The sequence below is a fragment of the Actinosynnema sp. NPDC091369 genome (genome assembly GCF_044757065.1).
Classification (GTDB): Bacteria; Actinomycetota; Actinomycetes; order Mycobacteriales; family Pseudonocardiaceae; genus Actinosynnema.
In genome coordinates this window covers 231171-253619 of record NZ_JBIVUG010000010.1, presented here as the reverse complement: position 1 = coordinate 253619, position 22449 = coordinate 231171, and the positions used below count along the sequence as shown (strand labels likewise).

Genomic DNA, 22449 nt, shown 5'->3' with positions numbered 1-22449 from the left:
GCTTGACACCCACCACACCGACTAGATGAGGTAAGCCTAGCCTTAGTCGATCGCCGGAGGTGCCGTGTTCGCCGTCAGTCCCTCCGGCCGGCCGGTACCGCCGGGCGAGCCCGCCGACGTGCTGGCCCACGCCCGCCGGGTGCTCGGCGAGCTGCCCGAGCACGGCATCGGCGCGGAAGCCGCGCTGGCCCGCGTGACGACCGCGCTCACCGACGGCGGCATCGACCTGACCAGCCCGTTCGCCGCGGCTCACCTGCAACCGCCGCCGCTGGCCGTGGCCGTCACGGCGGATGCGCTGGCCAGCGCGTCCAACGCGTCGCTGGACACCTACGACTCCGGGCCGGCCGCGCTGGCCGTGGAGCGGTGGGTGGTGGCGGCGCTGGCCCGGCTGGCCGGGTTCGACGCGGACGCCGACGGCGTGTTCACCCCCGGCGGCACGCTGTCGAACCTCACCGCGCTGCTGCTGGCCCGGGACGCGGCGGCGGTCCGGCTCGGCGTGGACGTGCGGTCCGACGGCGTGACCGCGCTGCCCGACCCGGTCGTGTTCTGCTCGGAGCTGGCGCACTTCTCGGTGGCGCGGGCGTGCGCGGTGCTGGGCATCGGCGAACGGGCCGTGCGCACGGTGTCGGTGGACTCGCGCCGCCGGATGCGGCCGGACGCGCTCGCGGCGATGCTGCGGGCGGGCGGCACGCCGGTGGCCGTCGTGGCGACCGCGGGCACCACGGACTTCGGCTCGGTGGACCCGTTGCCGGAGCTGGCCGCGCTGGCCCGCGAGCACGGCGCCTGGCTGCACGTGGACGCCGCCTACGGCTTCGGCGCGGTGTTCTCGGCGAAGCTGGCCGGGCTGGTGGACGGGCTCGCGCTGGCCGACTCGGTGACCGCGGACCTGCACAAGATCGGCTGGCAGCCGGCCGCGGCGAGCGTGCTGCTGGTGCGGTCGGCGGCGCTGTTCGGGCCGCTGGAGCGGTCGGTGGCCTACCTCAACCCCGAGGACGACCGGGTCGAGGGCTACGACGGCGCGCTCGGCCGGTCGTTGCAGACCACGCGCCGGCCCGATGCGGTGAAGGTGGCCGCGACGCTGCTCGCGCTGGGCCGGGCCGGGCTGGGCGCGCTGGTGGACCGGTGCCACGAGCTGGCCGGGCACGCCGCCGCGCTGATCGCCGCCGACCCGTCGTTCGAGCTGGTCGGCGGGGCGACGCTGACCACCGTGGTGTTCCGCTACCGGCCGGCCGACCGGTCGCTCGCCGACGAGGTGAACGCGCGCCTGCGCCGGGCGTTGCTGCGCGCGGGCGCGGCGCTGATCGGCCGCACCGTGGTGGACAAGGCGACGTGCCTGAAGCTGACCCTGCTCAACCCGAACGCCCGGGAGGCGGACCTGGTGGCCCTGCTGGCCCTGGTCCGCGAAGCCGGTTCCGCCGCCGAACGACTCGTGAAGGGAGCGGCATGAGCCCGGATCCGCTGGAAGGCGACCCCAGGTCGACCTCGGAGCACGCGCACCTGGAGGCGTTGCTGCGCTGTTGGGTGCGGGAGCGGGGCGTGCCGGTGGACCCGGGCGGGCGGGTGCGGGTCGACGTGCTCGGGCTGCCGCTGGAGGCGGACGTGCGGTACGCCTCCCCCACCGGGCGGCACCGGTTCGGGCCGGTGACGCTGGCGGGCAGACCGGCCGACCCCGTGGTGGCGGTGGCGCTGGTCGGGGCGGAACTGGCCTCCGGCGGAGCCGGCGATCACATCGCGGACCTGGTGGAGCGCACGGCCGAGTCGGTGCGGCGGGTGACCGGGTTCGTGGAGTACCGCCGCCGCGCGCCGGTCGGACCGGCGGACCGGTTCCTGGACAGCGAGCAGCGGTTGATGCTCGGGCACCTGCACCACCCCGCGCCCAAGAGCCGCGACGGCCTGTCCGACGGCGACAACGCCCGGTACGCGCCGGAGCTGCGCGGATCGTTCCCGCTGTTCTGGTTCTCCGCGGCCGAGGAGGTCGTGTCGCACGGGTCGGTGTCCGGGCCGGACGCGGTGACGTTGCTGTCGACGCTGGCCGGGCGCAGCCCCGAACCGGGCCGGGTGCTCGTGCCCGCGCACCCGTGGCAGGCGCACGACCTGCTCGGCAGGCCGCGGATCGCGTCGTTGGTCTCGCGGGGCCTGCTGGAGCCGCTGGGCGAGTTCGGGCCGGCGTGGTCGCCGACGTCGAGCCTGCGCACGGTGTACCGGACCGGCGCGCCGGTGATGCTGAAGCTGTCGCTCGGCCTGCGGGTCACCAACTCCCGCCGCGAGTCGACGTCGACCGAGCTGCGCCGCGGCTCGGAGGTCCACCTGCTGCTGGAGTCCGGCTACGCGGCGGGCACGGAGAAGGCGCACCCGGAGTTCAGCGTGGTGCGCGACCCGGCGTGGCTCGCGGTGGACGAGGGCGGCGAGGTCACCGGGCTGGACGTGGCCGTGCGCGAGGTGCCCGAGGACATCGGCGACTCGCGCTGCCTGGCCGGCATGGTCGCGCCGCGGCCGGGCATCGGGCGTTCGCTGCTGGGCGAGCTGGTGCTGCGGTTGAACGCGGCGGAGTGGGTCGCCGACTACACCGACCGCGTGCTGGTGCCGATGCTGCGGCTGTACGCGGAGACCGGCATCGGGCTGGAGGCCCACCAGCAGAACACGCTGGTGCGGCTGGACCCGGCGGGCCGGGTCGTCGGCGGGCGCTACCGGGACAACCAGGGCTACTACCTGGCCTCCTCGCACCTGCCGAGGGTGCTGGAGCGGCTGGGCGTCGAGGAGTCGACGCTGGCCGTGGTGGACGACGCGGTCGTGGACGACCGGCTCACCTACTACTTGCTGCGCAACCAGGCGTTGGCGGTGATCGGCTGCATCGGCGTGGAGGGGCTGGCCGACGAGCGGGACCTGCTGGGCGTGCTGGCGTCGCGGTTGGAAGCGGCGCTGCCCGCGCTGGCCGAGGCGGGCCCGGACGGCGACCGGCTGGCCCGGCGGTGGCTGGAGGCGGACGTGCTGCCGTGCAAGGCGAACCTGCTGACCAGGCTGGAGGGCATCGACGAGGTGCTGGCGCCGCTGGACGCGCAGTCGGTGTACTTCGACGCGCCCAACCCGCTGCGGGAGGGCAGGTGCGCCCGGTGACCCACCTCGACGCCTACCGGCCGACCGACGACCTGTCCGGCGTGCCCGGTCCACCGCTGCCGGTCCTCGCCGACGGCTGGCACGCCCGCGCCGTCGACCCCGGCACCCGTGACCTGGACCTGGTGCACCGCTGGATGCAGGCGCCGCACGTGGTCGCGTTCTGGCACCAGGCGTGGCCGCGCGAGCGGTGGGAGGAGGAGCTGCGCAGGCAGCTGTCCGGGCGGCACTCGCTGCCGGTGCTGGTGAGCCGCGACGACGACCCGGTGATCTACCTGGAGGTGTACCGGGCGGCGCGGGACGTGGTCGCGCAGGTCTACCCGGCCCGGCCGCACGACCTCGGGCTGCACGTCGCCGTGGGCGAGCTGGGCATGACCGACCAGGGCCTGGTGCGCCGGTTGCTGCCGGTGCTGACCGAGGCGCTGTTCGAGGCCGACCCGAGGTGCACGCGGGTGCTGCTGGAGCCGGACGTGCGCAACCGGCGGGCGATCGCGTCGTTCACCGCGGGCGGGTTCGCGCCGGTGGGCGAGGTGCTGCTGCCGGACAAGGTCGCGCTGCTCATGGTGCGCACGCGATGAACCCCAGGACAGTGGTCACCGACGTCGTGGCGATCGGCTGCGGCCCGTTCAACCTCGGGCTGGCCGCGCTGGCGTCCACCGTGGACGACCTGGACGTGGTGGTGCTGGAGGCGCGGCCGGAGCTGCGCTGGCACAGCGGGATGATGTTCGGCGACGCGGTGCTCCAGGTCAGCTTCCTGGCCGACCTGGTGACGCTGGTCGACCCGACGCACCCGCTGTCGTTCCTGGCCTACCTGCGCGACGCGGACCGGCTGTACCCGTTCTACGTGCGGGAGAGGTTCCACCCCACCCGGCGCGAGTACGAGGACTACCTGAGGTGGGCGGCGTCACGGCTGCCGGTGCGCTTCTCGCACGCGGTGACGTCCGCGCGGTGGGAGGACGACCGGTTCGTCGTGTCGGGCCCGGGGTTCTCGGTGGACGCGCGGCACCTGGTGCTCGGGGTGGGCACCACGCCGTCCGTGCCGCCCGCGCTGGCGGGTCTCGGCGACCGGCTCGTGCACAGCTCCGACTACCTGCACCGGACGATCTCCGCCGACCGGGTGACCGTGGTCGGGTCGGGCCAGTCGGGCGCCGAGGTCGTGCTGGACCTGTTGCGGCGCAACCTCGACGGCGGCCCGGCGGTCGCGTGGCTGACCCGCACGCCGGTGTTCGCGCCGCTGGACTACACCAAGCTGGTGCTGGAGATGACCACGCCCTCGTACGTGCGGCACTTCCACTCGTTGCCACAGGACCGGCGGGACGCGGTGCGCGCCGAGCACTGGCGGCACTACCGGGCGATCTCGGCGGAGACGCTGGAGGAGCTGCACGACCTGCTGTACCGGCGGGAGTGGGAGCACGGGCTCGCGCCGGTCGAGCTGCGGCCCGGCGTGACCGTGGTGTCGTCGTCGGTCTCCGGTTCCGAGGTGGTGCTGGAGTGCGCGCACCGGGACACCGGCCGCGCGTTCCGGCACCGCACCGACCTGGTCGTGGCCGCCACCGGGTACCGCCAGGCGCCGACGCCGTTCCTGGAGCCGCTGGAGCCGTTCATCCGGCGGGACGCCGAGGACCGGTACGTCGTCGCGCTGGACCACTCCATCTCGCTGGACCCGTCGGTCACCGGCCGGGTGTTCGTGGCGAACGCCGACCTGCACAGCCACGGCGTGGCCGCGCCCGACCTGGGCATCGGCGCGGTGCGCAACGCCACGATCGTCAACGCCGTCACCGGCCGCGAGGTCTACCCGCTGCCCCAGCACACCGCCTACACCAGCTTCGGCGCCCCGAGAGACGCCGGACGACCTGGAGACGACCTTGACTGACCTGTGGCGCGAGTGCTCGGCGGCGTTGCTGGCCAAGGCGATCGGCGAGCTGTGCTTCGAAGGGCTGCTCACCCCCACCGGGGGCTACGAGCTGCGGTTCGACGACGCGGTGTACGCGTTCTCGGCCACGCGGACGGCGTTCGGCGGGTGGCTGGTGGAGCCCGGGTCGGTGCGCCGGGCGGCGGCCGGCATCCTCGGCGACGACGTCGTGGAGCCGTGCGACGACGTGCAGCTGTTCGTGGTGGACGCGTTGCGGTTCCTGCGGGTGGACCCGGCCACGACCGCCGGTTTCCTGGCCGAGGTGACCGCGACGCTGGCCGCCGACGTGGCGCTGGCGGCGACCGCGCGGCCGGTGGCGGAGCTGGTGCCGCTGCCGCGGGCCGAGCTGGACGGGCACCTGACCGGGCACCCGTGGCTGATCGCGAACAAGGGGCGGGTCGGGTTCTCGGCCGACGACCTGGCGCGGTACAGCCCCGAGGCGCGCACGCCCGTGCGGCTGCCGTGGCTGGCCGTGCACCGGGGGCTGGCGGAGTTCCGCGGCACGTCGTCGCTGTCCGAGGACGGCGTGCGGGCGCACGAGCTGGACCCGGTGACGGTGGAGCGGTTCACCGAGACGGTGCAGGAGGCGGGGGTCGACCCGGCGGCCTACGTGTGGCTGCCCGTGCACCCGTGGCAGCTCGACCACGTCGTGCGGACGTTGTGGGCGCCGGAGCTGGCCACCGGCCGGATCGTGGAGCTGGGCGAGGCGCCGGACTGGCACCTGCCCACCCAGGCGATCCGCACCATGGTCAACGTGGACGCGCCGCGGCGCTACCAGGTCAAGCTGCCGCTGCGGGTGCTGAACACGTCGGTGTACCGGGGCATCCCGCCGCACTGCACGCAGGCCGCGCCGGTCGTGACGCAGTGGCTCGCGGGGCTGTGGGGGGCGGACAAGCTCATCGGCGAGTGGGGCACGCAGCTGCTGGGCGAGGTCGCGTCGGTGACCGTGCGGCACCCGCGGCTGTCCCGGGCCGGGGAGGTGCCCTACCAGTGGCTGGAGACGATGGGGTGCATCTGGCGCGAGCCGGTGGCGCTGCGGCCCGGTGAGCGCTCGTGGTCGTTGGCCGCCCTGCTGCACGTGGACCGGTCCGGGCGGCCGCTGGTGCTGGAGTACCTGGGCCGGACCGACCCGGCGGAGTGGTTCGCGGCGCTGCTGCGGGTGCTGCTCCGGCCGCTGCTGCACGTGCTCTACACCTACGGCATCACGTTCAACCCGCACGGCGAGAACGTCGTGGTGATCACCGACGACGACCACGTGCCGGTCCGCGTCGCCCTGTTCGACCTGGTGGACGACGTGAACGTGTCGGTGGACCGGGTGCCGGCGCGTGGCCTGGAACCGGACGCCCACGACCCGGTGCTGCCGCGCAAGCCGTGGCCGGTGCTGCGCCAGTACATCGTGGACGCCCTGCTGGTCGGCGTGTTCCGCCCGCTGTCGACCCTGCTGCCGCTGGACCACGACCGCTTCTGGGGCATGGTCCGGGGCGAGGTGGACGCCTACCGCGTCCGCTTCCCGGACCTGGCCGACCGGATGGACGCCGGCTCGCTCACCGAGCGGGAGTTCCTGCGCTACCCGCTCAACGGCTACCGGCTCACGCTGGGCTACCGCGACCTGACCGCCCGGCCCCCGGTGCCGAGGACGGGCACCCTGCCCAACCCGCTGCACGACGTGACCCCGGTGCCGCCGCCGGACGGCTGGTGACGGATCGGCCGCCTCGTCCGGTATCCCCGGCCGGGCGAGGCGGCCGGGGTCCTAGGGGCGGGCCAGGGTCAGGTAGGCCAGGCCGAACTCGCCCCGGTAGCCCTTGAGCCAGCCGTCGCGGTGCTCGTCGACGATCGCGCGGACCTCGGCGGCTTCCGGGTGGTCGGGGTTGTCCAGCAGCCAGCGCTCCCGGGACGCGCACCAGCGGGACTCGAAGCTGTCCCACTCGTCCCGGCCGGCCGCAGTGAGGGCGAGCAGGCGGTAACCGCAGCCCAGGGCCAGGTCGACCAGCTCGTCCAGGGTGCCGAACTCGCCCTCGCCGAAGATCTCCAGCGAACGCGCGCTCGGCGACCGCTCCCAGAACCCGTCGCCGATCAGCAGGGTGCCGCCGGGTCGGGTACGGGCGTGCAGCGCTTCGAGGGTGGCCTTCGTGCCGCCCCAGGCGTGGGACGCGCCGATCGAGATCGTCACGTCCGCGGGCTCGGCGTCCCACCCGGTGACGTCGGCGAGGTCGAGCGTGACGCGGGACGCCAAACCCCTGGCCTGCACGTTCGCCCGACCGCGGGTGATGGCGTACTCGTCGCTGTCCACGCCGGCGCCGGTCACCCCGGTCTGGTGCTCCACCGCCCGCAGCAGCAGTTCCGCCCAGCCGCACCCGTAGTCGGCCACCCGGTCCCCCGGCCGCAGCCGCAGGCCGTTGATCAGGTCGTACGCCTTGGCGTCCGAGAGCGGGGCGTTGAAGTCGAGCAGGGCGTGGCCGTTCAGGGGGGCGTCCGTCACGGGCCATACCGTGTCAGAACGCGACCGGATCGGAAATGGATTTACTCCTGGCCGCGGACGACCTTGCGCAGCTTGGGCAGGCGTTCGGCGAGCACGCGCTCGCCGCCGCGGCCGGTCGGCTGGTAGTAGTCGCGGCCGACCAGGTCGTCCGGCGGGTACTGCTGGGTCAGCACGCCCTCCGGCACGTCGTGCGGGTAGCGGTAGCCCTGGGCGTTGCCGAGCTTGGCCGCGCCCGCGTAGTGGCCGTCGCGCAGGTGCGCGGGCACCGAGCCGATCATGCCCTTGCGCACGTCCGCCATGGCCTCGCCGATCGCGGTCGTGACGGCGTTCGACTTCGGCGCGGTGGCCAGGTGGATGGTGGCCTGGGCCAAATTCAGCGCGCACTCGGGCAGCCCGATGAGCTGCACCGCCTGCGCCGCCGCCACGCACGTCTGCAACGCGGTCGGGTCGGCCATGCCGACGTCCTCGCTGGCGTGGATGACGAGCCGGCGCGCGATGAACCTCGGGTCCTCCCCCGCCTCGATCATCCGGGCCAGGTAGTGCAGCGCCGCGTCCACGTCCGAACCGCGGATCGACTTGATGAACGCGCTGGTCACGTCGTAGTGCTGGTCACCCTGCCGGTCGTAGCGCACGGCCGCCTTGTCGACCGTCGCCTCCAACGTCGCCAGGTCGAGCGCGCCACCCTCGCCGACCGCGTCGGCCGCGGCCTCCAGCGCGGTCAACGCGCGCCGTGCGTCACCGCCGGCCAGCCGCACCAGGTGGTCCTCGGCGTCCTGCTCGACGGTGATCGCGCCACCGAGGCCGCGTTCGTCCCGCACCGCGCGCCGCACCAGGGCGCGCACCGCGTCGTCGGTCAACGGGCGCAGTTGCAGCACCAGCGAGCGGGACAGCAGCGGCGAGACGACGGAGAAGAACGGGTTCTCCGTGGTCGCCGCGACCAGCAGCACGATCCGGTCCTCGACCGCGCCCAGCAGCGCGTCCTGCTGGGTCTTGGAGAAGCGGTGCACCTCGTCGATGAACAGCACGGTCGACTCGCCGGAGCGGATTAGGCGGCGGCGCGCCTCCTCGATGACCGCGCGCACCTCCTTCACGCCCGCCGACAGCGCCGACAGCGCGGCGAACCGCCGGCCGGTGGCCTGGGAGACGAGCGTGGCCAGCGTCGTCTTGCCGGTGCCCGGCGGGCCGTAGAGCATGACCGAGGCGGGCGACGAGCCCTCCACCAGCCTGCGCAGCGGCGCGCCCGGTCCGAGCAGGTGGTCCTGCCCGACCACCTCGTCCAGGGTGCGCGGGCGCATCCGCACGGCCAGCGGCGCGTTGGCGGCGATGCGCGCCGCCTTCTCCTCCGGGTCGACGCCGAACAAGCCGTCGTCGAACAGGCCACCCTCGTTCACGTGTTCGACTGTAGCTCCCCTGTGCACTGCCGCTGTCCGAGCGTGCAACGGCGGTTCCGCCGCTGGTCACGGCAGTGCAGGGTGTGCGGCATGAGCAAGTTGAGTCCGGAGCAGATCGCCCGGCACGCGCACGACGCGGGGTTCCGCGGGCAGGACCTGACGATCGCGGTGGCGGTCGCGCTGGCCGAGTCGGGCGGCGACCCGCGGGCGCACAACGCCACCCCGCCGGACAACTCCTACGGGCTGTGGCAGATCAACATGCTGGGTGCGATGGGCCCGGCGCGGCGGCGCGAGTTCGGGCTGGAGTCGAACCGGGAGCTGTTCGACCCGGCGGAGAACGCGCGGGCGGCGAACAAGATCTCCGGTGACGGGCGGTCGTGGACGCCGTGGAGCACGTACACCAACGGGGCGTACAAGCGTCACCTGGACGAGGCGCGGCGGGGCGTCGAGGCGATGAAGCGCGGCGGGTCGCGGGGTGGCTCCGGGGGCGGCGGGGGCGGCGGCGGGTCGCGAGGGGGTGGCGGCGGGTTCTCCGTGGACGCCGGCGTGCTCCGCGACTACGCGCAGCGGACCCGGAACTCGGCCGACGACCTCACCGCCCTGGGCCGGCGGCACGTGCGCGAGGTGCGCGAGATCGCCGACGACAGCTTCGGCCGCATCGGCAAGCAGTCCGGGTTCGCCGACGCGCTGGACAACTTCGGCGCGGCGCTGCGCAAGCAGGTCAAGGCGGTCGCGCACAACACCGACGCGCTGGCCACGTCCGCGAGCCGCGCCGCCCGCGCGTACAAGGAGCAGGACGACGACGTCGCGCGGTCCCTGGGCGGTCGCGCGATCACCGGCGGGGGTGAGGGCTGATGGACACCCGGGCGATGGCTCGGCACTTCGCCGAGAGCATGATCGGCCACCGCAACTCGTTGGCGGGCAAGGCCGAGGACGCGGTGAAGGTCCAGTACGCGCTGCACCAGACCGCGACCGGCCTGACCGACCGGCACGACGACCAGCGCAAGGCCGCCAAGACCGTGCTGGAGCACTGGAAGGGCGACAACTCCGAGGGCTTCGAGAAGCGCGCCGGCCGGCTGGGCAGGCAGCTGCGGGTCACCGCGGACGCCGCCCGTGACGCGGAGAAGATCGTCGCCGGCGTCACCAGCGCGTTGACGACCGGGCACACGCGGGCGCGGCAGGCCGTGGACGAGTACCTCGACGCGGCGACGCGGCTGCTCGACGCGGGCAAGGCCGTCGGCACGCAGGCCGCGCTGCTCAAGGCCGTGGCGCAGGCCGCGGACCTGGAGCCGAAGTACACCAAGGAGACCGCGGGGACGGTCCGGCACGTGCGGGGCGAGCTGGAGGACGCCGCCCGCAAGCTGCGCGCGTTGGAGAAGGAGGTCGAGCACGACGGCGTCGCGGACGGCCGGGCCGAGCGCACCCGCGGCTCGACCAAGCCGTCCAAGGCGCGGGCCCGCGGCCGTTCGCGGACGATCATCTCGGCCGCCCGCAAGGAGCTGGGCACGCGGGAGAACCCGCCCGGCAGCAACCGCAACCCGTACGGGCCGACGGCGGCGTGGTGCTCGTCGTTCGCCACCGCGATGTGGCGCAAGGCCGGGGTGGACATCCCGCTCCTGCCGTTCACCGGCGACGTGTTCCGGTGGGGGCAGAAGCGCGGCAAGGCGTACACGTCGTTGAGCGCGGTGAAGCCGGGTGACGTGCTGCTGTTCGGCAGCGGGCCGAGCAGCCCGGCGACCAGCAAGCACATCGGGATCGTCGAGAAGGTCTCCGGCGGGACCGTGACGCTGATCGAGGGCAACTCGGGCGACAGCGTGCGGCGCAACACGCACCGGCTGAGCTCGGCGACGTTCTACGGAGGGGTGCACCCGTGATCACGGGGAACGCGCACGACCCGGACACGGGGATCTCGGTCGAGGTGGGGCCCGGCGGCGGGCTGCGCGACCTGGTGCTGGACCCGCGGTCGTTGCGGCTGGGGCAGTCGGGGCTGGCGCGGGCGATCCTGGCGCTGGTCGACACCGCGACGGCGCGGGCGAACGCGCGGGCGGTGCACGTGGTCGGCGACGAGGTCGCGGCGTTGGGCCTGGACGTGCAGGCGAGGCTGGTGGAGTCGGTGGAGGACACCACTCCCGAGACGTGGCGGGTGTGATGGGGCTCGGTGAGCGGTTGGACTCGATCCGGTGCGAGGCGTCCGGCCGGGGCGTGACGGTGGTCGTCGACCTGCACGGCAAGCCGGTGGACCTGGCGTTCACGCGGGAGGCGCTGGCGATGCGTCCCGCGGAGCTGGCGGGCGTGATCCGGGAGCTGGCCGCCGAGGCCGCCGAGGCCGCCGTCGCCGAGGGCATGGCCATCCTGACCGACGTCGTCCCGCCGGACCTGCTGACGTCCTGAGCGTTGAACTCGGGGTACCTGAACGTAGGACTCTCGGGACCTGAGCGTTCGACTCTCGCGAGAGTCCTACGTTCAGGTCCCGAGAGTCGAACGTTCGGGTACCCCGAGTTCTACGGTCGGGTGCCGCGGGCCCGGGTGAGCAGAGCGGTCAGGTGGCGGGTCAGCCACGGGGTGTCGGCGGGCGAGAGGTGGACCCACTCGGTGTCCGGTGACTGCTCGGTGGTCAGGGCGTACCGGCCCGCGGCGGTCTCGGTCCAGCTCAGGACGCGGGACCGGCCGCCGGGGCCGGTGGCGGCGAGCTGACCGGTCGACTTGCGCGGCGAGTCGACCAGCGTGGTGATCGACCGGGTGGCGCGGCCGGTGATGCCCGCCTGGGCCAGCGTGCGTTCCAGCGCGGTGTGGCCGGACTGGGCGTAGGCGTCCATGGCGGCGGCGAAGACGGGCCGGGGCATGCGCACCTGCTCACCGGGGCCCGCGGGCGCGTCGCCGATGACGCGCGTGATCGCCGACGTCAGGTCGGTGACCGGCTCCAGGGCCACCTCGCGGTCGTTCAGCACGGCCAGCACGCCCTGCCTGCCCCGCGACGTCGCCAGCACGCGCCACGGGTGCGGCCGGAACACCAGCGCGTCCACCGACACCTCGCCGTGCGCGAGCAGCGTGAACAGGTCCTCCAGCTCCGGCGCGACATCCTCGCCGTCGGCCAGCCCCGCCTCGGTCAACGTGCGCAGCACCTCCGACCCGAGGGCGTCGCGCTCGTCCATCGTCTCGCCGTGGGACGGCACCTCGAGCGGGTAGGGCGGCTCACCCGCGCCCAGGTCCTCCCACAGCAGGTCGAACTCCAGGTGGGACAGGACGACCGCGGTCGCCGAACGTCGCGCCATGAGGCCAGAAGGTAGCGGTCGGCGGCGGCTTTCGCGGCCGGTTGGGCAACACCGGTGGCTACGCTGCTCGGCGTGGACGTCGCCGGCGGGTTCCTGACTGTGCGGGCTTCCGGCGCGGCGGCGGCCAAAGCCGCGCTCAGCGGGGGTGCGGGCACCCCGGAGCACATCCAGCTGCTGGTCGGCTGCACGGTCGCGGGCGGCGTGCCCGGCAACGGCGCCGCGCTTCGGTTTCCCGATTGCGCGTTGCACGTCCTGCCCGACGTGGTGATGCTGACCGTCGCCGAGGCACGGCTCACCGTCGGCTTCGGCGAGCTGAGACCGCTGATGTTCCAACAGGTCCCCGTGGACGCCGCGCTGCACGCCGTGTTCTCGGGCGCGGTCGGGCACGTGCTCGCCGCCGCCCACGCCCTCGACCCCCACGGCCTGTCCCACCACCTGCTGGGCTTGGCCGAACTCGTGCTGCGCAGCGCGCTGCGGGCCGAGCTGGAACGCGTGGACTCCCTGGTCGCACGGCGGCGCGAGGCGTTGGACTACATGCGCGAGCACCTGGCGGACCCGACCCTGAGCGCGGACCGGGTCGCCGAGGCGTTGTTCATCTCCCGCCGCCGCCTCTACCAGCTCTTCGACGACGGGCAGGGTGTGTCCGAGCGCATCCGCGGCCTGCGGATCGACCGCGCCAAGGCGCTGCTCGCCGACCCCGCGAAGGCGATGCGCGGGATCGGCGAGATCGCCAAGGACTGCGGTTTCGTCAGCGCCGCGCACTTCTCCCGGACGTTCCGCCAGGTGGTCGGGCAGACGCCGAGCGAGTTCCGGCACCGCTGAACTCGACGCCCGACACGAACCGGCCCGCGATGCCCGCCACCTCCAGCCAGCCGCGCCCGGTCGGCGAGTGCAGCGTGAACACCGCGATCCGCGGGTGGTCCGGGTCGGTCACCACGACCTGGAGCTGGGCCCCGGGCCCGGTGACCGGGATGCGCTCCACGATCACCACCGGGTAGCCGGTCGCGGTCTCGCCCCGGGTGACCTCGCGGATCGCCGGGCCGTCGAGGTGGAAGCCCAGTTCGCCGGGGTCGGTGGGCCGGTCGACCGGCACCACGCCCGCCATGAGCAGCGCCGGGTCGGCGTCGCGGTGCTCGACCACGGCCAGCAGGCCCGCGCCGTGCTGGTGCGCGAGCTCGGCGGCCTGCGTGGCGGACACCTCCAGCCCGGGGTCGTGGGTGCCCTTCAGGCGACGCAGGACGGCTAACAGCTCCGCCGCGGTGCGTTCAGGGGTGCTGAGTGCCACCGGGGTCACCCCCGGCACGGGAGCGAGTCTCACCCCAGGCCCGCCCGGAACGCCGCCGCCGCGCCCCTGGTGGACGCCGGTCGAGGTGGGCCGAGCAGCACGGACGCCAGCTCGGCGGTGAGGGACGAGAAGCCCGTCAGCGTGTCGGCGATGGCCGTGGACGGCTCCTCGGCGCGCAGCCGTTCGGCGACCCGCCTGGCTTCCGCGCGGTGGTCGCGCTCCAGCAGCCGGGCCTCCTCCAGCACGTCGTCCAGTCGCCGCCGCAGCTCGTCGTGCCGCGCCACGGCCCGGTCGTGCGCCTCGCCGTCGGCGGCGGTGAACGCGGCCATCGCCCCGGTCCGGTCGACCTCGTCGGACGCGTCGGCGAGCTCGCGCCGCAACGCCAGCGCACGCCGGTCCAGCTCCTCGGCCCGCCGCTGGTTGCCCAGCAGCGTGGTGGCCCAGCCGTCGAGCACCTCGGCCGCCGCCCGCATCGCGCGCCGCACCGCCGTCAGCTCCGACACCACCGCCTCCAACCGCGTCCTGAACCCGTCCGCCGCCGCACCCGTCCACTGCTCCGGTGGCGCGCCGGTGACCGTGAAGGCGACCGACAGCCGTTCGCTCGCCGCCGCCACCGCGCCCGCGTGACCGGGCGCGGGGTCGAACCCCAGACCCCGGTAGTCAGTCATGGCGCAGCTCGTCGGCCTGCCGGTACACCTCACCCGCCGCGCGCAACGCGTCCGCCAGCGCGTCCAGCTCCACGCCGCGCAGCACCCCCGCCCACTCGGCCACCAGGTGCTCGACCGCTTCGGTGACGCCCTCCGGGCCGAGGTCGCCCGGCGGTTCCGCCAGGCCGGCCGCGACGGCGCGGACCTCGTCGGCCGCCTCGTCCAACCGACCCGCGAACGCGCCCAGCGCGTCCGGGTCGACCTGGTAGCCGCGGCTCATTCGCCGAGCACCGGCGGGAACGCGGGCGGCAGGTCGTCGAGCAGGTCCAGGCCGTTGTCGTAGCGGTTGCGGTGCTCGCCGTCCTCCTCGCGGTTGCCCGGCGCCATCGGCGGGTACATGCCGAAGCCCTGCGGACCGCCCGCGCCGACCACGGGTCCGACGCCGCCGCGCGCCCCCGCGCCGCCCGGCACCGCGCCGAGCACGCCGGACGCGCCGCCCGGACCGACCGGCCCGAACCCGCCGTGACCGCTGCCGCCGCCGTGGAGGCCGCCGCCGTGGACCCCGCCCGCGCCGGGGCCGAACGAGCCGTGACCGGGGTTCGCGCCGCCGAACCCGCCGGGACCGCCCGGGTACCCGGGTCCACCGACGGCCGGTCCGCCGGCCGCGGCCACGGTCGTGGTGCCTTCGGGGCGCGTGCCGGTCTCGTACGGCGGCCGGCCCGCGGGGTCGGTCCGGTCGGGGTGCTCCCACACGGGCGGCGTGGGCGTCGGCTCCTGCCACGGCAGCGGCAGGCCGGGCGTCCACTGCTCCACGTCCCGCTTGGCCACCTCCGGGGCCTGCTCGAACACGGGCAGCTCCTTGCCGATGCCGTGGGCGGCGGCCTCGTACTGCTCCATCACCCGCACGGCCCGGTCCATCGCCTCGCGCTGCTCCTGCTTGGACGGCCGGTGGTCGTCCAGGAGCTGGTCGAGCATGTACGAGCCCTGCGGCCCGTCGAGCGCGGTCACGTCGTAGCCCTGCGCGAACCACTTCTCCGCGTCCGGGTGCACCGGCTCGGGGATCGCCTGCGCCGCCTCGGCCACCGCCGTGGTGTAGCCGTCGAGACCACCGCCCACCAGGAACGCGCGGTCGGACGCGTCCGAGCCCCACCGGGTCAGCCGCGTCACCGACTCGGACGCCGCCACCGCGGACGGCCCGCGCCACGACAGCGTGAGGCTCTGCACGATCTTGCGCACGTCCGCGGTCGCCTGGTCGATGTCCTCGGCCAGCCGCTTCCACTCGTACGTCCGGGTGGCCATCTGCGCGGCGTCCGCCGACTTGACCATGTCCCAGAGCTGCCGGTGCGTGTACGCCCGCCAGTTGATCTTGCCGAAGTTCTCCGGCTTCCGGTTCTCCCGGCGCAGCTTGACGCGCTTCTCGTGCTGCCGGCGGTGGGCCGGCGAGTAGTCGTGGAAGTCCGACCAGAACCCGCCCTTGCGCTCGCGCTCGTTCACCGCAGCCGCTCCAAAGCCTGTGCGACGTAGTCGTCCTGCACCTTCTGGGTCTTGCCGACCTGCTGCAACGCCTCCTGCAACGCGGCCAGCTCGGCCAGGTAGGACCGCAGCGCCGCGCGCACGCCGCCGCCGAGGTCGCTGCCGCGCAGCCCGAACGCCTCGCGCATGTTGCGCGCGACCGGGCCCTTGCCGTCGCCGAGGGGCTGCTCCAGCTCCTGCTCCGCACGACGCAGCAACCCGCTCAGCACGCCGTGCAGCCGGTCGAGGTCCGCGACCGCCCGGCCGAAGGAGTCCAGGTCCAGCTCGATGAAGTCACCGCCCTCGGCGACCACGCCCGCCGCGCCCGCACCGCTCGGCGCGGACACCTCCGGCAGCGCGACGGGGCGCGACCCGCGCACTTCCTCGCGCAGCTCTTCGCGCATCTGCTTGGCGTGCTCGACGCCACGCACCCTGACGACCATGGAGCACATCGTGGTGTGCCCGCGCGCGGGTGACCAGAGCGGGTGCACAGCGGGAGCAGCGTCGGTGCACGGTCGGACAAGGCGACCGCAAGGCTGCGGTGCCGGACCGGACGGGTGGTGTGCGAAAATCGTCTCCCGTGCCGTCACCTGCCGTTCACGCGCGCGCCGTGCTGCTCGCCGGCCCCTCCGGTTCGGGCAAGTCCACCCTCGCCGCCCACCTCGGCCTGCCCGTGCTGCGGCTCGACGACTTCTACCGCGAGGGCGACGACCCGCTGCTGCCCCGGGACGAGGCGGGCCGCCCGGACTGGGACGCCGAGGGCTCCTGGAACACCGCCGACGCGCTGGCCGCCGTGGTCGAGCTGGCCACCACCGGCACGGTCGAGGCGCCGGTCTACGCGCTGGGCGAGGACCGGCGGGTGGGCTGCCGGACCGTCACCGCGCCGGGCCTGTTCATCGCCGAGGGGCTGTTCGCCGACCGGCTGGTGGCGGGCTGTCGCGAGGCGGGCGTGCTGGCGGACGCGATCGTGCTCGCGCCCAACGCGCTGGTGACGTTCGCGCGCCGGTTCGCCCGGGACGTGGCCGAGGCGCGCAAGCCGGTGCCGCTGCTGGCCCGCCGGGGTCTGCGGCTGCTGCGCGAGCACCCCGGCGTGGTGCGGCGCTGCGTGGACGCGGGCATGCGCCCGGCCCGCCCGGACCGGGTGGAGCTCGCCACGATCGGGGGCATGGCACCCGCGGCGGTGTAACCCGGTCGTGCCGGGGGTACTGCTGCCGGCATGGCTGAGTACGAGCACGAGCAGACGATCCCGGTCGACGCGCGGGTGGTGTTCGACCTGGCCCGGGACGTGTCCGCGATGGAGGCGTGGCTGCCCGACGGGGTGCAGGTGGAGCCGAGCGGGCCGGAGCGGGTCACCGGGCGCGTGTCGATGGGCGACGAGATCGACGAGGCCGAGGGCTACCTGGCCGCGGACGACGAGCAGCGCCGGCTGGAGTGGGGCGACCTGGAGGGCGGCGGCTACTCGGGGTGGCTCCAGGTGGACGACGCGGGTCCCGGACGCAGCCGGGTGGTGCTGCACCTGGACGTCGGCGGCGAGCACCCGGCGGCCGTCGGCGGCGAGGCGCACGAGATCACCGACGAGCACCTGGAGCAAGCCCTCAACCGGCTCGCGACGCTCGCGATGCAGAGCGTTACGTGAGCGTTTTCACTGTTCACCAGGTTTGAACGCGGAAAAGCGACATTTACTGTTGCTGCCGTTCACCTGGGCACGTCTGCACGTCGAGGCCCCGGATCGTCTTCTAGGGAGCTTCGATGTTCCGCGCTCTGCGCGGCCGCAACTACCGCCGCTGGGCGTTCGCCGACCTGATCTCGGTGACCGGCTCGTGGATGCAGTTGATCGGCCTGAACTGGGTCGTGCTGGAGAGCACCGGCTCGGCCACGTCGGTCGGCCTGTCGGTGCTGCTGGCCACGTTGCCGTCGGTCCTGCTGGGCCCGTGGGCGGGCTCGGTGGCCGACCGGTTGCCGGTGCGCCGGATCATCCTCGCCTGCCAGGCGCTGCACGCCGTGCTGGCCGCCGTGCTGGCGCTCGTGGTGTGGCAGGGCGCGCCGATCGCGGCGGTGCTCGCGCTGACGTTCGCCGCGGGCCTGGTGACGGTGTTCGACGGGCCCGCGCTGGGCCGGTTCGGCGCGCAGGTGGTGTCGCGGGAGGACCTCGGCAACGCGGTCGCGCTGGGGTCGGTGCTCAGCTCCACGGGCCGCATCCTGGGCATGAGCAGCGCCGCGGTGCTCGCCGCGGCGCTCGGCCCGCCCGCGCTGTTCCTGATCAACTCCGTCAGCTTCCTGGCCGTGACGCTGGCCGTGCTGACCATCCGCCGCGACGAGCTGCACCCGTTGGCGCAGAGCCCGTCCGACCGGGTCGGCGTCACGGCGGGCCTGCGGTACGTCGCCGCGAGCGGGCGGCTGGTGCTGCTGTTCGCGGTCGGGTTCACGCTGTCCAGCCTGGGCCGCAACTACCAGGTCACGATGGCCGCGATGAGCCCCGACGCGACCGCGTACGGCCTGCTGTCGACGGTGTTCGCGATCGGCACGGTGCTGGGCGGGCTGGCCGCGGCGGCGCGCAAGGCGCTGACCGTGCGCCTGCTGCTGGTCGTCGCCTGCGCGACGAGCCTGCTCCAGGTGACCAGCGGGCTGGTGCCGGGCACGCTCGGCTTCGCGCTCGTGCTGCTGCCCATCGCGGCGGGCGCGGTCGTCATCGACACCACCATGAGCACGCGCATCCAGCTGGACACCGCGGACGGCATGCGCGGGCGGCTGCTGGCGGTCAACTCGGCCGTCGGCGCGGCGGCGGGCGCGGTGGGCGCGCCCCTGCTGGGCTGGCTGTGCGAGCGGATCGGCGCGCCGGAGACGCTGGTGCTCGCGGGCGCGTTGACGCTGCTGGTGACGGTGTTCGCGGCCTCCGTGCTGGCCGCGCCGCAGCACCGGCGGACCGCGCTGGCGCACCGCGTGCTGCGCAGGCCGCACCAGCCGGCACCGCCCGCCGGTCACCCGCACGGCCCAGTGCGCCCGGCGAAACGCGCGAGGCGGCGTACCCGCGTCCGGGTGTAGCGCGCTGCGTCCGTAAAGCGGCAGGCACTGCGCCGCTGAGATGCACTGTGTAGTCGCCCATTCACAGATCGACGTACTCGCGGTTACAGTCATGCCTGTTCCTGGGAGCGCTCCCAGAACCTCAACGAGGAGGTGAACGACGTGACGGCCCGACGATGGATCGCACTGGCCGCGGCCGGCGCGGCCGGCCTGCTGATCGCGACGCTCGTCAACGTGATCGGTCCGACCGCGGCGTCCGCACACGGCGCCATGATGACCCCGGGCAGCCGGACCTTCCTGTGCTGGAAGGACGGCCTGTCCCCGCAGGGCGACATCCGGCCGCAGAACCCGGCGTGCGCCGCCGCGGTCGCGGCAGGCGGCACCAACGCGCTCTACAACTGGTTCGGCGTGCTGCGATCCGACGGCGCAGGCCGCACCAGCGGCTTCATCCCCGACGGCAAGCTGTGCAGCGGCGGCAACCCGACGTTCTCCGGGTTCGACATCGCCCGCAACGACTACCCGGTGACCCACCTCACCGCGGGCGCGACCTTCAACTTCACCTACAACAAGTGGGCCGCGCACCCCGGCACGTTCCACCTCTTCGTCACCAAGGACAGCTGGAGCCCGACCCGGCCGCTGGCCTGGAGCGACCTGGAGAGCACGCCGTTCGACAGCGTGACGAACCCGCCGGACAGCGGCGCGGTGGGCACGGTCGACGGCAAGTACTACTGGAACGCGAAGCTGCCCTCCGGGAAGTCCGGTCGCCACATCATCTACTCGGTGTGGACCCGCTCGGACAGCGCGGAGACGTTCTACAACTGCTCGGACGTCGTGTTCGACGGCGGCAACGGCCAGGAGACCGGCATCGGCAACGGCGGTGGCACGACGACGACCACCACCACGACGACGACGTCGACCAGCACCTCCACGTCGACCACCACCACGACCCCGACCAGCACGACCACCACCACGCCGACCACCCCGGGCGACGCGAACTGCATGGCGATCTACAAGATCAGCAGCGCGTGGTCGGGCGGCTTCCAGGCGGAGGTCGAGGTCATGAACCACAGCAAGAGCGCCTACAACGGCTGGACCGCCACGTGGACGTGGGGCGGCAACCAGTCGATCACCAGCCTGTGGAGCGGCGTCAAGTCCGGCTCCGGTCAGCAGGTGGTGGTCAAGAACGCGGCGTGGAACGGCACGGTGGCGCCCGAGACGTCGGTCAAGTTCGGCTTCACGGCCAACTTCTCCGGCACGAACTCGCTGCCCACGGTGACCTGCACCAGCCCCTGATCCCCCGGTCGGGCTGATCCGGGGCGTTCACAGGCGGAACCCGAACGGGAGCTCCAGGCGGTGCCGGGCGAGCAGCTCGGCGTCGGCCAGGAGCTCCCGCGTCGGTCCGTCGGCCACCACGACACCACCGTCGATCAACACGCTGCGCGGGCACAGCTGCAAGGCGTAGGGCAGGTCGTGGGTGACCATCAGCATGGTGCGGTCCAACCCCAGCAGCACCTCGGCCAGCTCTCGGCGGGCCACCGGTTCCAGGTTCGCCGAGGGCTCGTCGAGCACCAGGACCTCCGGGTCGCAGGCCAGCACGGTGGCCAGCGCCACGCGGCGGCGCTGCCCGCCCGACAGGTGCAGCGGCGACCGGTCGGCGAACCCGGCCATGCCGACCGCGGCCAGCGCGCGGTCCACCCGTTCCTCCAGCTCCGCGCCGCGCAGCCCGAAGTTCGCCGGGCCGAACGCCACGTCCTGCCGCGCGGTGGGCAGGAACAGCTGGTCGTCGGGGTCCTGGAAGACCACGCCGACGCGGCGGCGGATCTCCTTCAGGTTCGCCTTCTCCACCGGCAGCCCGGCCACCTCGACCCGGCCGGAACCACCGCCCAGCACACCGTTGAGGTGCAGCACGAACGTCGTCTTGCCCGCGCCGTTCGGCCCGAGGACGGCGACCCGCTCACCGCGTTCCACCCGCAGGTTCACCCCGTAGAGGGCCTGGTGGCCGTCCGGGTAGGCGTACGCGAGCCGCTCCACCACCAGCGCGGGGGCGTCGCGCCGCGGTTCGACCACCGCACCGCCGCCACCGCCGTCGGGCATCCGGCCCGTCCAACCGCGCGACACCATCGCCAGGTGCACCCTCTCGCCGCGTTCGTAGGATCGGATGAACAGGCTGCCCACGCCGCGCGCGGTCGCGCCGAGCTGCCACAGGAACCGCGGGTCGTCGCCGCGGGAGATCCGGGCCACCCGCATCCGCCGGGCCTCGCCCACGATCACCTCGGCGTAGCGCAGCATCAGCGTCGCGATGGTGACCAGCACCGACGGCATCCGCAGCCGTTGCAGCCCGAGCAGCAGGTCGTGCGGCGCGGTGGTCGCCGCCAGGGTCAACGACGTGAGCAGGCCGAGCGTGCCCTTGGCCAGGATGTTCCACCCGGCCAGCGCGCCCTCCGCCGAGACGGGCACGCCCAGCACGTCCACCCGGTCGCCGCCGCCGGTGAACGGCAGCACGAGCGCCAGCACCACGAACGGCAGCTCGATCACCGACCGCGCGGCGAACCACCGCACCGGGACGCGCGCCACCGCCCACACCGCGCCGAGCGCGAGCAGGTACGCGCCGAACGCCCAGAACGCCTCCCGCGGCGTGGCCACCACGCCCAGCACCGCCACCACCGCGACGACGATCTTCACCTGCGGCGCGAGGCGGTGCACCGGCGAGTCGCCCGGCCGGTGCAGGAAGCCGTGGCCCGCGCTCACCCGGACCCGGTGTCGGTGTCGGCGCCGGAGCGCCTGCGCAGCAACCAGAACAGCCCGCCCGCGACGACGAGCGTGAGCACCACGCCGACGACGCCCGCGAGCCCGGTGAGCCGGTCGTCGCCCGCCACCGCGTAGTCGGCCAGCGGTCCCCCGCCCAGCGGGTGGTCCCGGGCGTGCTCGGCGATGCCGTGCTGCTCGGTGACGTGGTCGAGGCCGTCCGGGTCGGAGTCGGCGAAGTAGGACACCACCCCGGCCAGCAGCAGGCTGACCACCGCGAACCCCAGGAAGAAGCGCTTCACGCCCTCAGCTCCAACTTCTGCGGCACGCCGCGCAGCAGGTGCACCAGGTCGGGCCGGACCGTCGCGACCGCGGTCACGGTGACCGCGGTGATCAGGCCCTCGCCGATGCCGATCAGCACGTGCACGCCGAGCACCGCGGCCGCGACCGTGCCGAACGCGACACCGCCCTGGCCGCCGATGGCGTACTCCAGCACGAAGCCGAACGCCGCGAGCACCGTGTTGACCAGCGCGGACACGAACGCGACCGCGGCCAGGCCGCCCTTGTTGCGGGTCGCGAGCCGGCGCAGCACCACCGCCGTCAGGTACCCGACCGCCGTGCCGACGAGGGCCATGTTGGTGACGTTCGCGCCGAGCGCGGTGACGCCGCCGTCGGCGAAGAAGAGGGACTGGACGACCAGCACGATCGTCACGCACAGCGCGCCGACCCACGGACCGACCAGGATGGCGGCCAGCGCGCCGCCGAGCAGGTGCCCGCTCACGCCGGGCAGCACCGGGAAGTTCAGCATCTGCGTGGCGAACACGAACGCCGCCACCAGACCGGCCATCGGCGCGGTCCTGTCGTCGAGGTCGCCGCGCGCCTTGACCAGCGCCACGCCCACCCCGGCCACGGCGACCGCGACGAACAGCAGCGAGGTCGGCGCGTTCAGCAGGCCGTCGCTCATGTGCATTGCTACCGGTTCGGACACGCGCACCACGCTAGTTGCAAGTACTCCGCAGTGGCCAGATCCATGCAACAAAGAGTCCGATCACACCGACGGGGTGAAACCAGGTC

General features: G+C 74.0%; 25 protein-coding genes and 1 pseudogene. 14 read left to right on the top strand and 12 right to left on the bottom strand.

Annotated features, from left to right (window positions below):
• Nucleotides 1-64 precede the first annotated feature (64 nt).
• The 5 genes from ACIQMJ_RS31360 to ACIQMJ_RS31340 are packed head-to-tail and all read left to right on the top strand — an operon-like array spanning nucleotide 65 to nucleotide 6722.
• A complete protein-coding gene (locus ACIQMJ_RS31360) occupies nucleotides 65-1447 on the top strand; it encodes a pyridoxal phosphate-dependent decarboxylase family protein (protein WP_499764605.1) in 1383 nt (460 codons plus the stop codon).
• Nucleotides 1444-3114 (top strand): IucA/IucC family protein, encoded by a 1671-nt coding sequence (locus ACIQMJ_RS31355; RefSeq protein WP_499764604.1) that lies wholly within the window; start codon nucleotides 1444-1446, stop codon nucleotides 3112-3114. The genes ACIQMJ_RS31360 and ACIQMJ_RS31355 overlap by 4 nt, the downstream gene beginning before the upstream one ends.
• On the top strand, nucleotides 3111-3689 hold the full coding sequence (locus ACIQMJ_RS31350; RefSeq protein WP_499764603.1) for a GNAT family N-acetyltransferase: 579 nt from the start codon (nucleotides 3111-3113) through the stop codon (nucleotides 3687-3689). Before ACIQMJ_RS31355 ends, ACIQMJ_RS31350 begins: the two co-directional genes overlap by 4 nt.
• On the top strand, nucleotides 3686-4984 hold the full coding sequence (locus tag ACIQMJ_RS31345) for a lysine N(6)-hydroxylase/L-ornithine N(5)-oxygenase family protein (protein ID WP_499764602.1): 1299 nt from the start codon (nucleotides 3686-3688) through the stop codon (nucleotides 4982-4984). The genes ACIQMJ_RS31350 and ACIQMJ_RS31345 overlap by 4 nt, the downstream gene beginning before the upstream one ends.
• Nucleotides 4977-6722: an IucA/IucC family protein gene (locus tag ACIQMJ_RS31340; RefSeq protein ID WP_499764601.1), complete on the top strand. Its 1746-nt coding sequence runs from the start codon at nucleotides 4977-4979 to the stop codon at nucleotides 6720-6722. The genes ACIQMJ_RS31345 and ACIQMJ_RS31340 overlap by 8 nt, the downstream gene beginning before the upstream one ends.
• A gap of 51 nt (nucleotides 6723-6773) precedes the next feature.
• Here the strand turns inward: ACIQMJ_RS31340 and ACIQMJ_RS31335 are convergent, their stop codons facing one another.
• Together ACIQMJ_RS31335 and ACIQMJ_RS31330 are read right to left on the bottom strand one after the other, a co-directional pair.
• Nucleotides 6774-7502, bottom strand: coding sequence for an SAM-dependent methyltransferase (locus ACIQMJ_RS31335; RefSeq protein ID WP_499764600.1), 729 nt, complete (start codon nucleotides 7500-7502; stop codon nucleotides 6774-6776).
• A 41-nt stretch (nucleotides 7503-7543) separates the two neighbouring features.
• A complete protein-coding gene (locus tag ACIQMJ_RS31330) occupies nucleotides 7544-8878 on the bottom strand; it encodes a replication-associated recombination protein A (protein ID WP_499764639.1) in 1335 nt (444 codons plus the stop codon).
• A 105-nt stretch (nucleotides 8879-8983) separates the two neighbouring features.
• Between ACIQMJ_RS31330 and ACIQMJ_RS31325 the strand changes: the two genes are divergently transcribed.
• Genes ACIQMJ_RS31325 through ACIQMJ_RS31310 form a run of 4 tightly spaced genes read left to right on the top strand, consistent with a single transcriptional unit; the run spans nucleotide 8984 to nucleotide 11284 of the window.
• Nucleotides 8984-9748, top strand: coding sequence for a type VII secretion target (locus ACIQMJ_RS31325; RefSeq protein ID WP_499764599.1), 765 nt, complete (start codon nucleotides 8984-8986; stop codon nucleotides 9746-9748).
• Entirely contained in the window at nucleotides 9748-10767 is a 1020-nt protein-coding gene (locus tag ACIQMJ_RS31320) for a CHAP domain-containing protein (protein WP_499764598.1), read from the top strand. Before ACIQMJ_RS31325 ends, ACIQMJ_RS31320 begins: the two co-directional genes overlap by 1 nt.
• Nucleotides 10764-11042: a YbaB/EbfC family DNA-binding protein gene (locus tag ACIQMJ_RS31315; RefSeq protein WP_499764597.1), complete on the top strand. Its 279-nt coding sequence runs from the start codon at nucleotides 10764-10766 to the stop codon at nucleotides 11040-11042. The genes ACIQMJ_RS31320 and ACIQMJ_RS31315 overlap by 4 nt, the downstream gene beginning before the upstream one ends.
• Nucleotides 11030-11284, top strand: a complete 255-nt coding sequence (locus tag ACIQMJ_RS31310; protein ID WP_499764596.1) for a hypothetical protein — start codon at nucleotides 11030-11032, stop codon at nucleotides 11282-11284. Before ACIQMJ_RS31315 ends, ACIQMJ_RS31310 begins: the two co-directional genes overlap by 13 nt.
• A gap of 110 nt (nucleotides 11285-11394) precedes the next feature.
• On the opposite strand, the gene ACIQMJ_RS31305 is transcribed toward ACIQMJ_RS31310, so the two are convergent.
• Complete coding sequence (locus tag ACIQMJ_RS31305) at nucleotides 11395-12165, bottom strand: ESX secretion-associated protein EspG (RefSeq protein WP_499764595.1); 771 nt, start codon at nucleotides 12163-12165, stop codon at nucleotides 11395-11397.
• A gap of 54 nt (nucleotides 12166-12219) precedes the next feature.
• On the opposite strand from ACIQMJ_RS31305, the gene ACIQMJ_RS31300 reads away from it, so the two are divergent.
• Nucleotides 12220-12987, top strand: coding sequence for a helix-turn-helix transcriptional regulator (locus tag ACIQMJ_RS31300; RefSeq protein WP_499764594.1), 768 nt, complete (start codon nucleotides 12220-12222; stop codon nucleotides 12985-12987).
• On the opposite strand, the gene ACIQMJ_RS31295 is transcribed toward ACIQMJ_RS31300, so the two are convergent.
• Genes ACIQMJ_RS31295 through ACIQMJ_RS31275 form a run of 5 tightly spaced genes read right to left on the bottom strand, consistent with a single transcriptional unit; the run spans nucleotide 12914 to nucleotide 16052 of the window.
• Nucleotides 12914-13450, bottom strand: a complete 537-nt coding sequence (locus ACIQMJ_RS31295) for a hypothetical protein (RefSeq protein WP_499764593.1) — start codon at nucleotides 13448-13450, stop codon at nucleotides 12914-12916. The genes ACIQMJ_RS31300 and ACIQMJ_RS31295 overlap by 74 nt on opposite strands.
• Nucleotides 13451-13479: 29 nt before the next feature.
• Nucleotides 13480-14118, bottom strand: a complete 639-nt coding sequence (locus ACIQMJ_RS31290; protein ID WP_499764592.1) for a hypothetical protein — start codon at nucleotides 14116-14118, stop codon at nucleotides 13480-13482.
• Complete coding sequence (locus ACIQMJ_RS31285; protein ID WP_387496153.1) at nucleotides 14111-14377, bottom strand: hypothetical protein; 267 nt, start codon at nucleotides 14375-14377, stop codon at nucleotides 14111-14113. Before ACIQMJ_RS31285 ends, ACIQMJ_RS31290 begins: the two co-directional genes overlap by 8 nt.
• Complete coding sequence (locus ACIQMJ_RS31280; protein ID WP_499764591.1) at nucleotides 14374-15591, bottom strand: PPE domain-containing protein; 1218 nt, start codon at nucleotides 15589-15591, stop codon at nucleotides 14374-14376. The genes ACIQMJ_RS31285 and ACIQMJ_RS31280 overlap by 4 nt, the downstream gene beginning before the upstream one ends.
• Nucleotides 15588-16052 (bottom strand): hypothetical protein, encoded by a 465-nt coding sequence (locus tag ACIQMJ_RS31275; RefSeq protein WP_499764590.1) that lies wholly within the window; start codon nucleotides 16050-16052, stop codon nucleotides 15588-15590. The genes ACIQMJ_RS31280 and ACIQMJ_RS31275 overlap by 4 nt, the downstream gene beginning before the upstream one ends.
• 137 nt (nucleotides 16053-16189) lie before the next feature.
• Between ACIQMJ_RS31275 and ACIQMJ_RS31270 the strand changes: the two genes are divergently transcribed.
• The 4 genes from ACIQMJ_RS31270 to ACIQMJ_RS31255 all read left to right on the top strand — a co-directional run bounded on the left by ACIQMJ_RS31270 (nucleotide 16190) and on the right by ACIQMJ_RS31255 (nucleotide 19923).
• The gene (locus ACIQMJ_RS31270; protein ID WP_499764589.1) at nucleotides 16190-16795 is read left to right on the top strand and encodes a uridine kinase family protein; all 606 of its coding nucleotides are present in this window, start codon (nucleotides 16190-16192) and stop codon (nucleotides 16793-16795) included.
• A gap of 30 nt (nucleotides 16796-16825) precedes the next feature.
• Nucleotides 16826-17245 (top strand): SRPBCC family protein, encoded by a 420-nt coding sequence (locus ACIQMJ_RS31265; protein ID WP_499764588.1) that lies wholly within the window; start codon nucleotides 16826-16828, stop codon nucleotides 17243-17245.
• Nucleotides 17246-17358: 113 nt separating this feature from the next.
• A complete protein-coding gene (locus tag ACIQMJ_RS31260; RefSeq protein WP_499764587.1) occupies nucleotides 17359-18651 on the top strand; it encodes an MFS transporter in 1293 nt (430 codons plus the stop codon).
• A gap of 141 nt (nucleotides 18652-18792) precedes the next feature.
• Nucleotides 18793-19923, top strand: coding sequence for a lytic polysaccharide monooxygenase (locus ACIQMJ_RS31255; RefSeq protein WP_499764586.1), 1131 nt, complete (start codon nucleotides 18793-18795; stop codon nucleotides 19921-19923).
• A 27-nt stretch (nucleotides 19924-19950) separates the two neighbouring features.
• Here ACIQMJ_RS31255 and ACIQMJ_RS31250 read toward each other — a convergent pair whose 3' ends face one another.
• The 4 genes and pseudogenes from ACIQMJ_RS31250 to ACIQMJ_RS31235 all read right to left on the bottom strand — a co-directional run bounded on the left by ACIQMJ_RS31250 (nucleotide 19951) and on the right by ACIQMJ_RS31235 (nucleotide 22363).
• The gene (locus ACIQMJ_RS31250) at nucleotides 19951-20724 is read right to left on the bottom strand and encodes an energy-coupling factor ABC transporter ATP-binding protein (protein ID WP_499764638.1); all 774 of its coding nucleotides are present in this window, start codon (nucleotides 20722-20724) and stop codon (nucleotides 19951-19953) included.
• A gap of 63 nt (nucleotides 20725-20787) precedes the next feature.
• Nucleotides 20788-21285: pseudogene (locus tag ACIQMJ_RS31245) on the bottom strand (energy-coupling factor transporter transmembrane component T family protein); the annotation flags it as partial.
• Nucleotides 21286-21374: 89 nt separating this feature from the next.
• Nucleotides 21375-21677, bottom strand: a complete 303-nt coding sequence (locus tag ACIQMJ_RS31240) for a PDGLE domain-containing protein (protein WP_499764585.1) — start codon at nucleotides 21675-21677, stop codon at nucleotides 21375-21377.
• Entirely contained in the window at nucleotides 21674-22363 is a 690-nt protein-coding gene (locus tag ACIQMJ_RS31235) for an energy-coupling factor ABC transporter permease (RefSeq protein ID WP_499764584.1), read from the bottom strand. The genes ACIQMJ_RS31240 and ACIQMJ_RS31235 overlap by 4 nt, the downstream gene beginning before the upstream one ends.
• Nucleotides 22364-22449 lie beyond the last annotated feature (86 nt).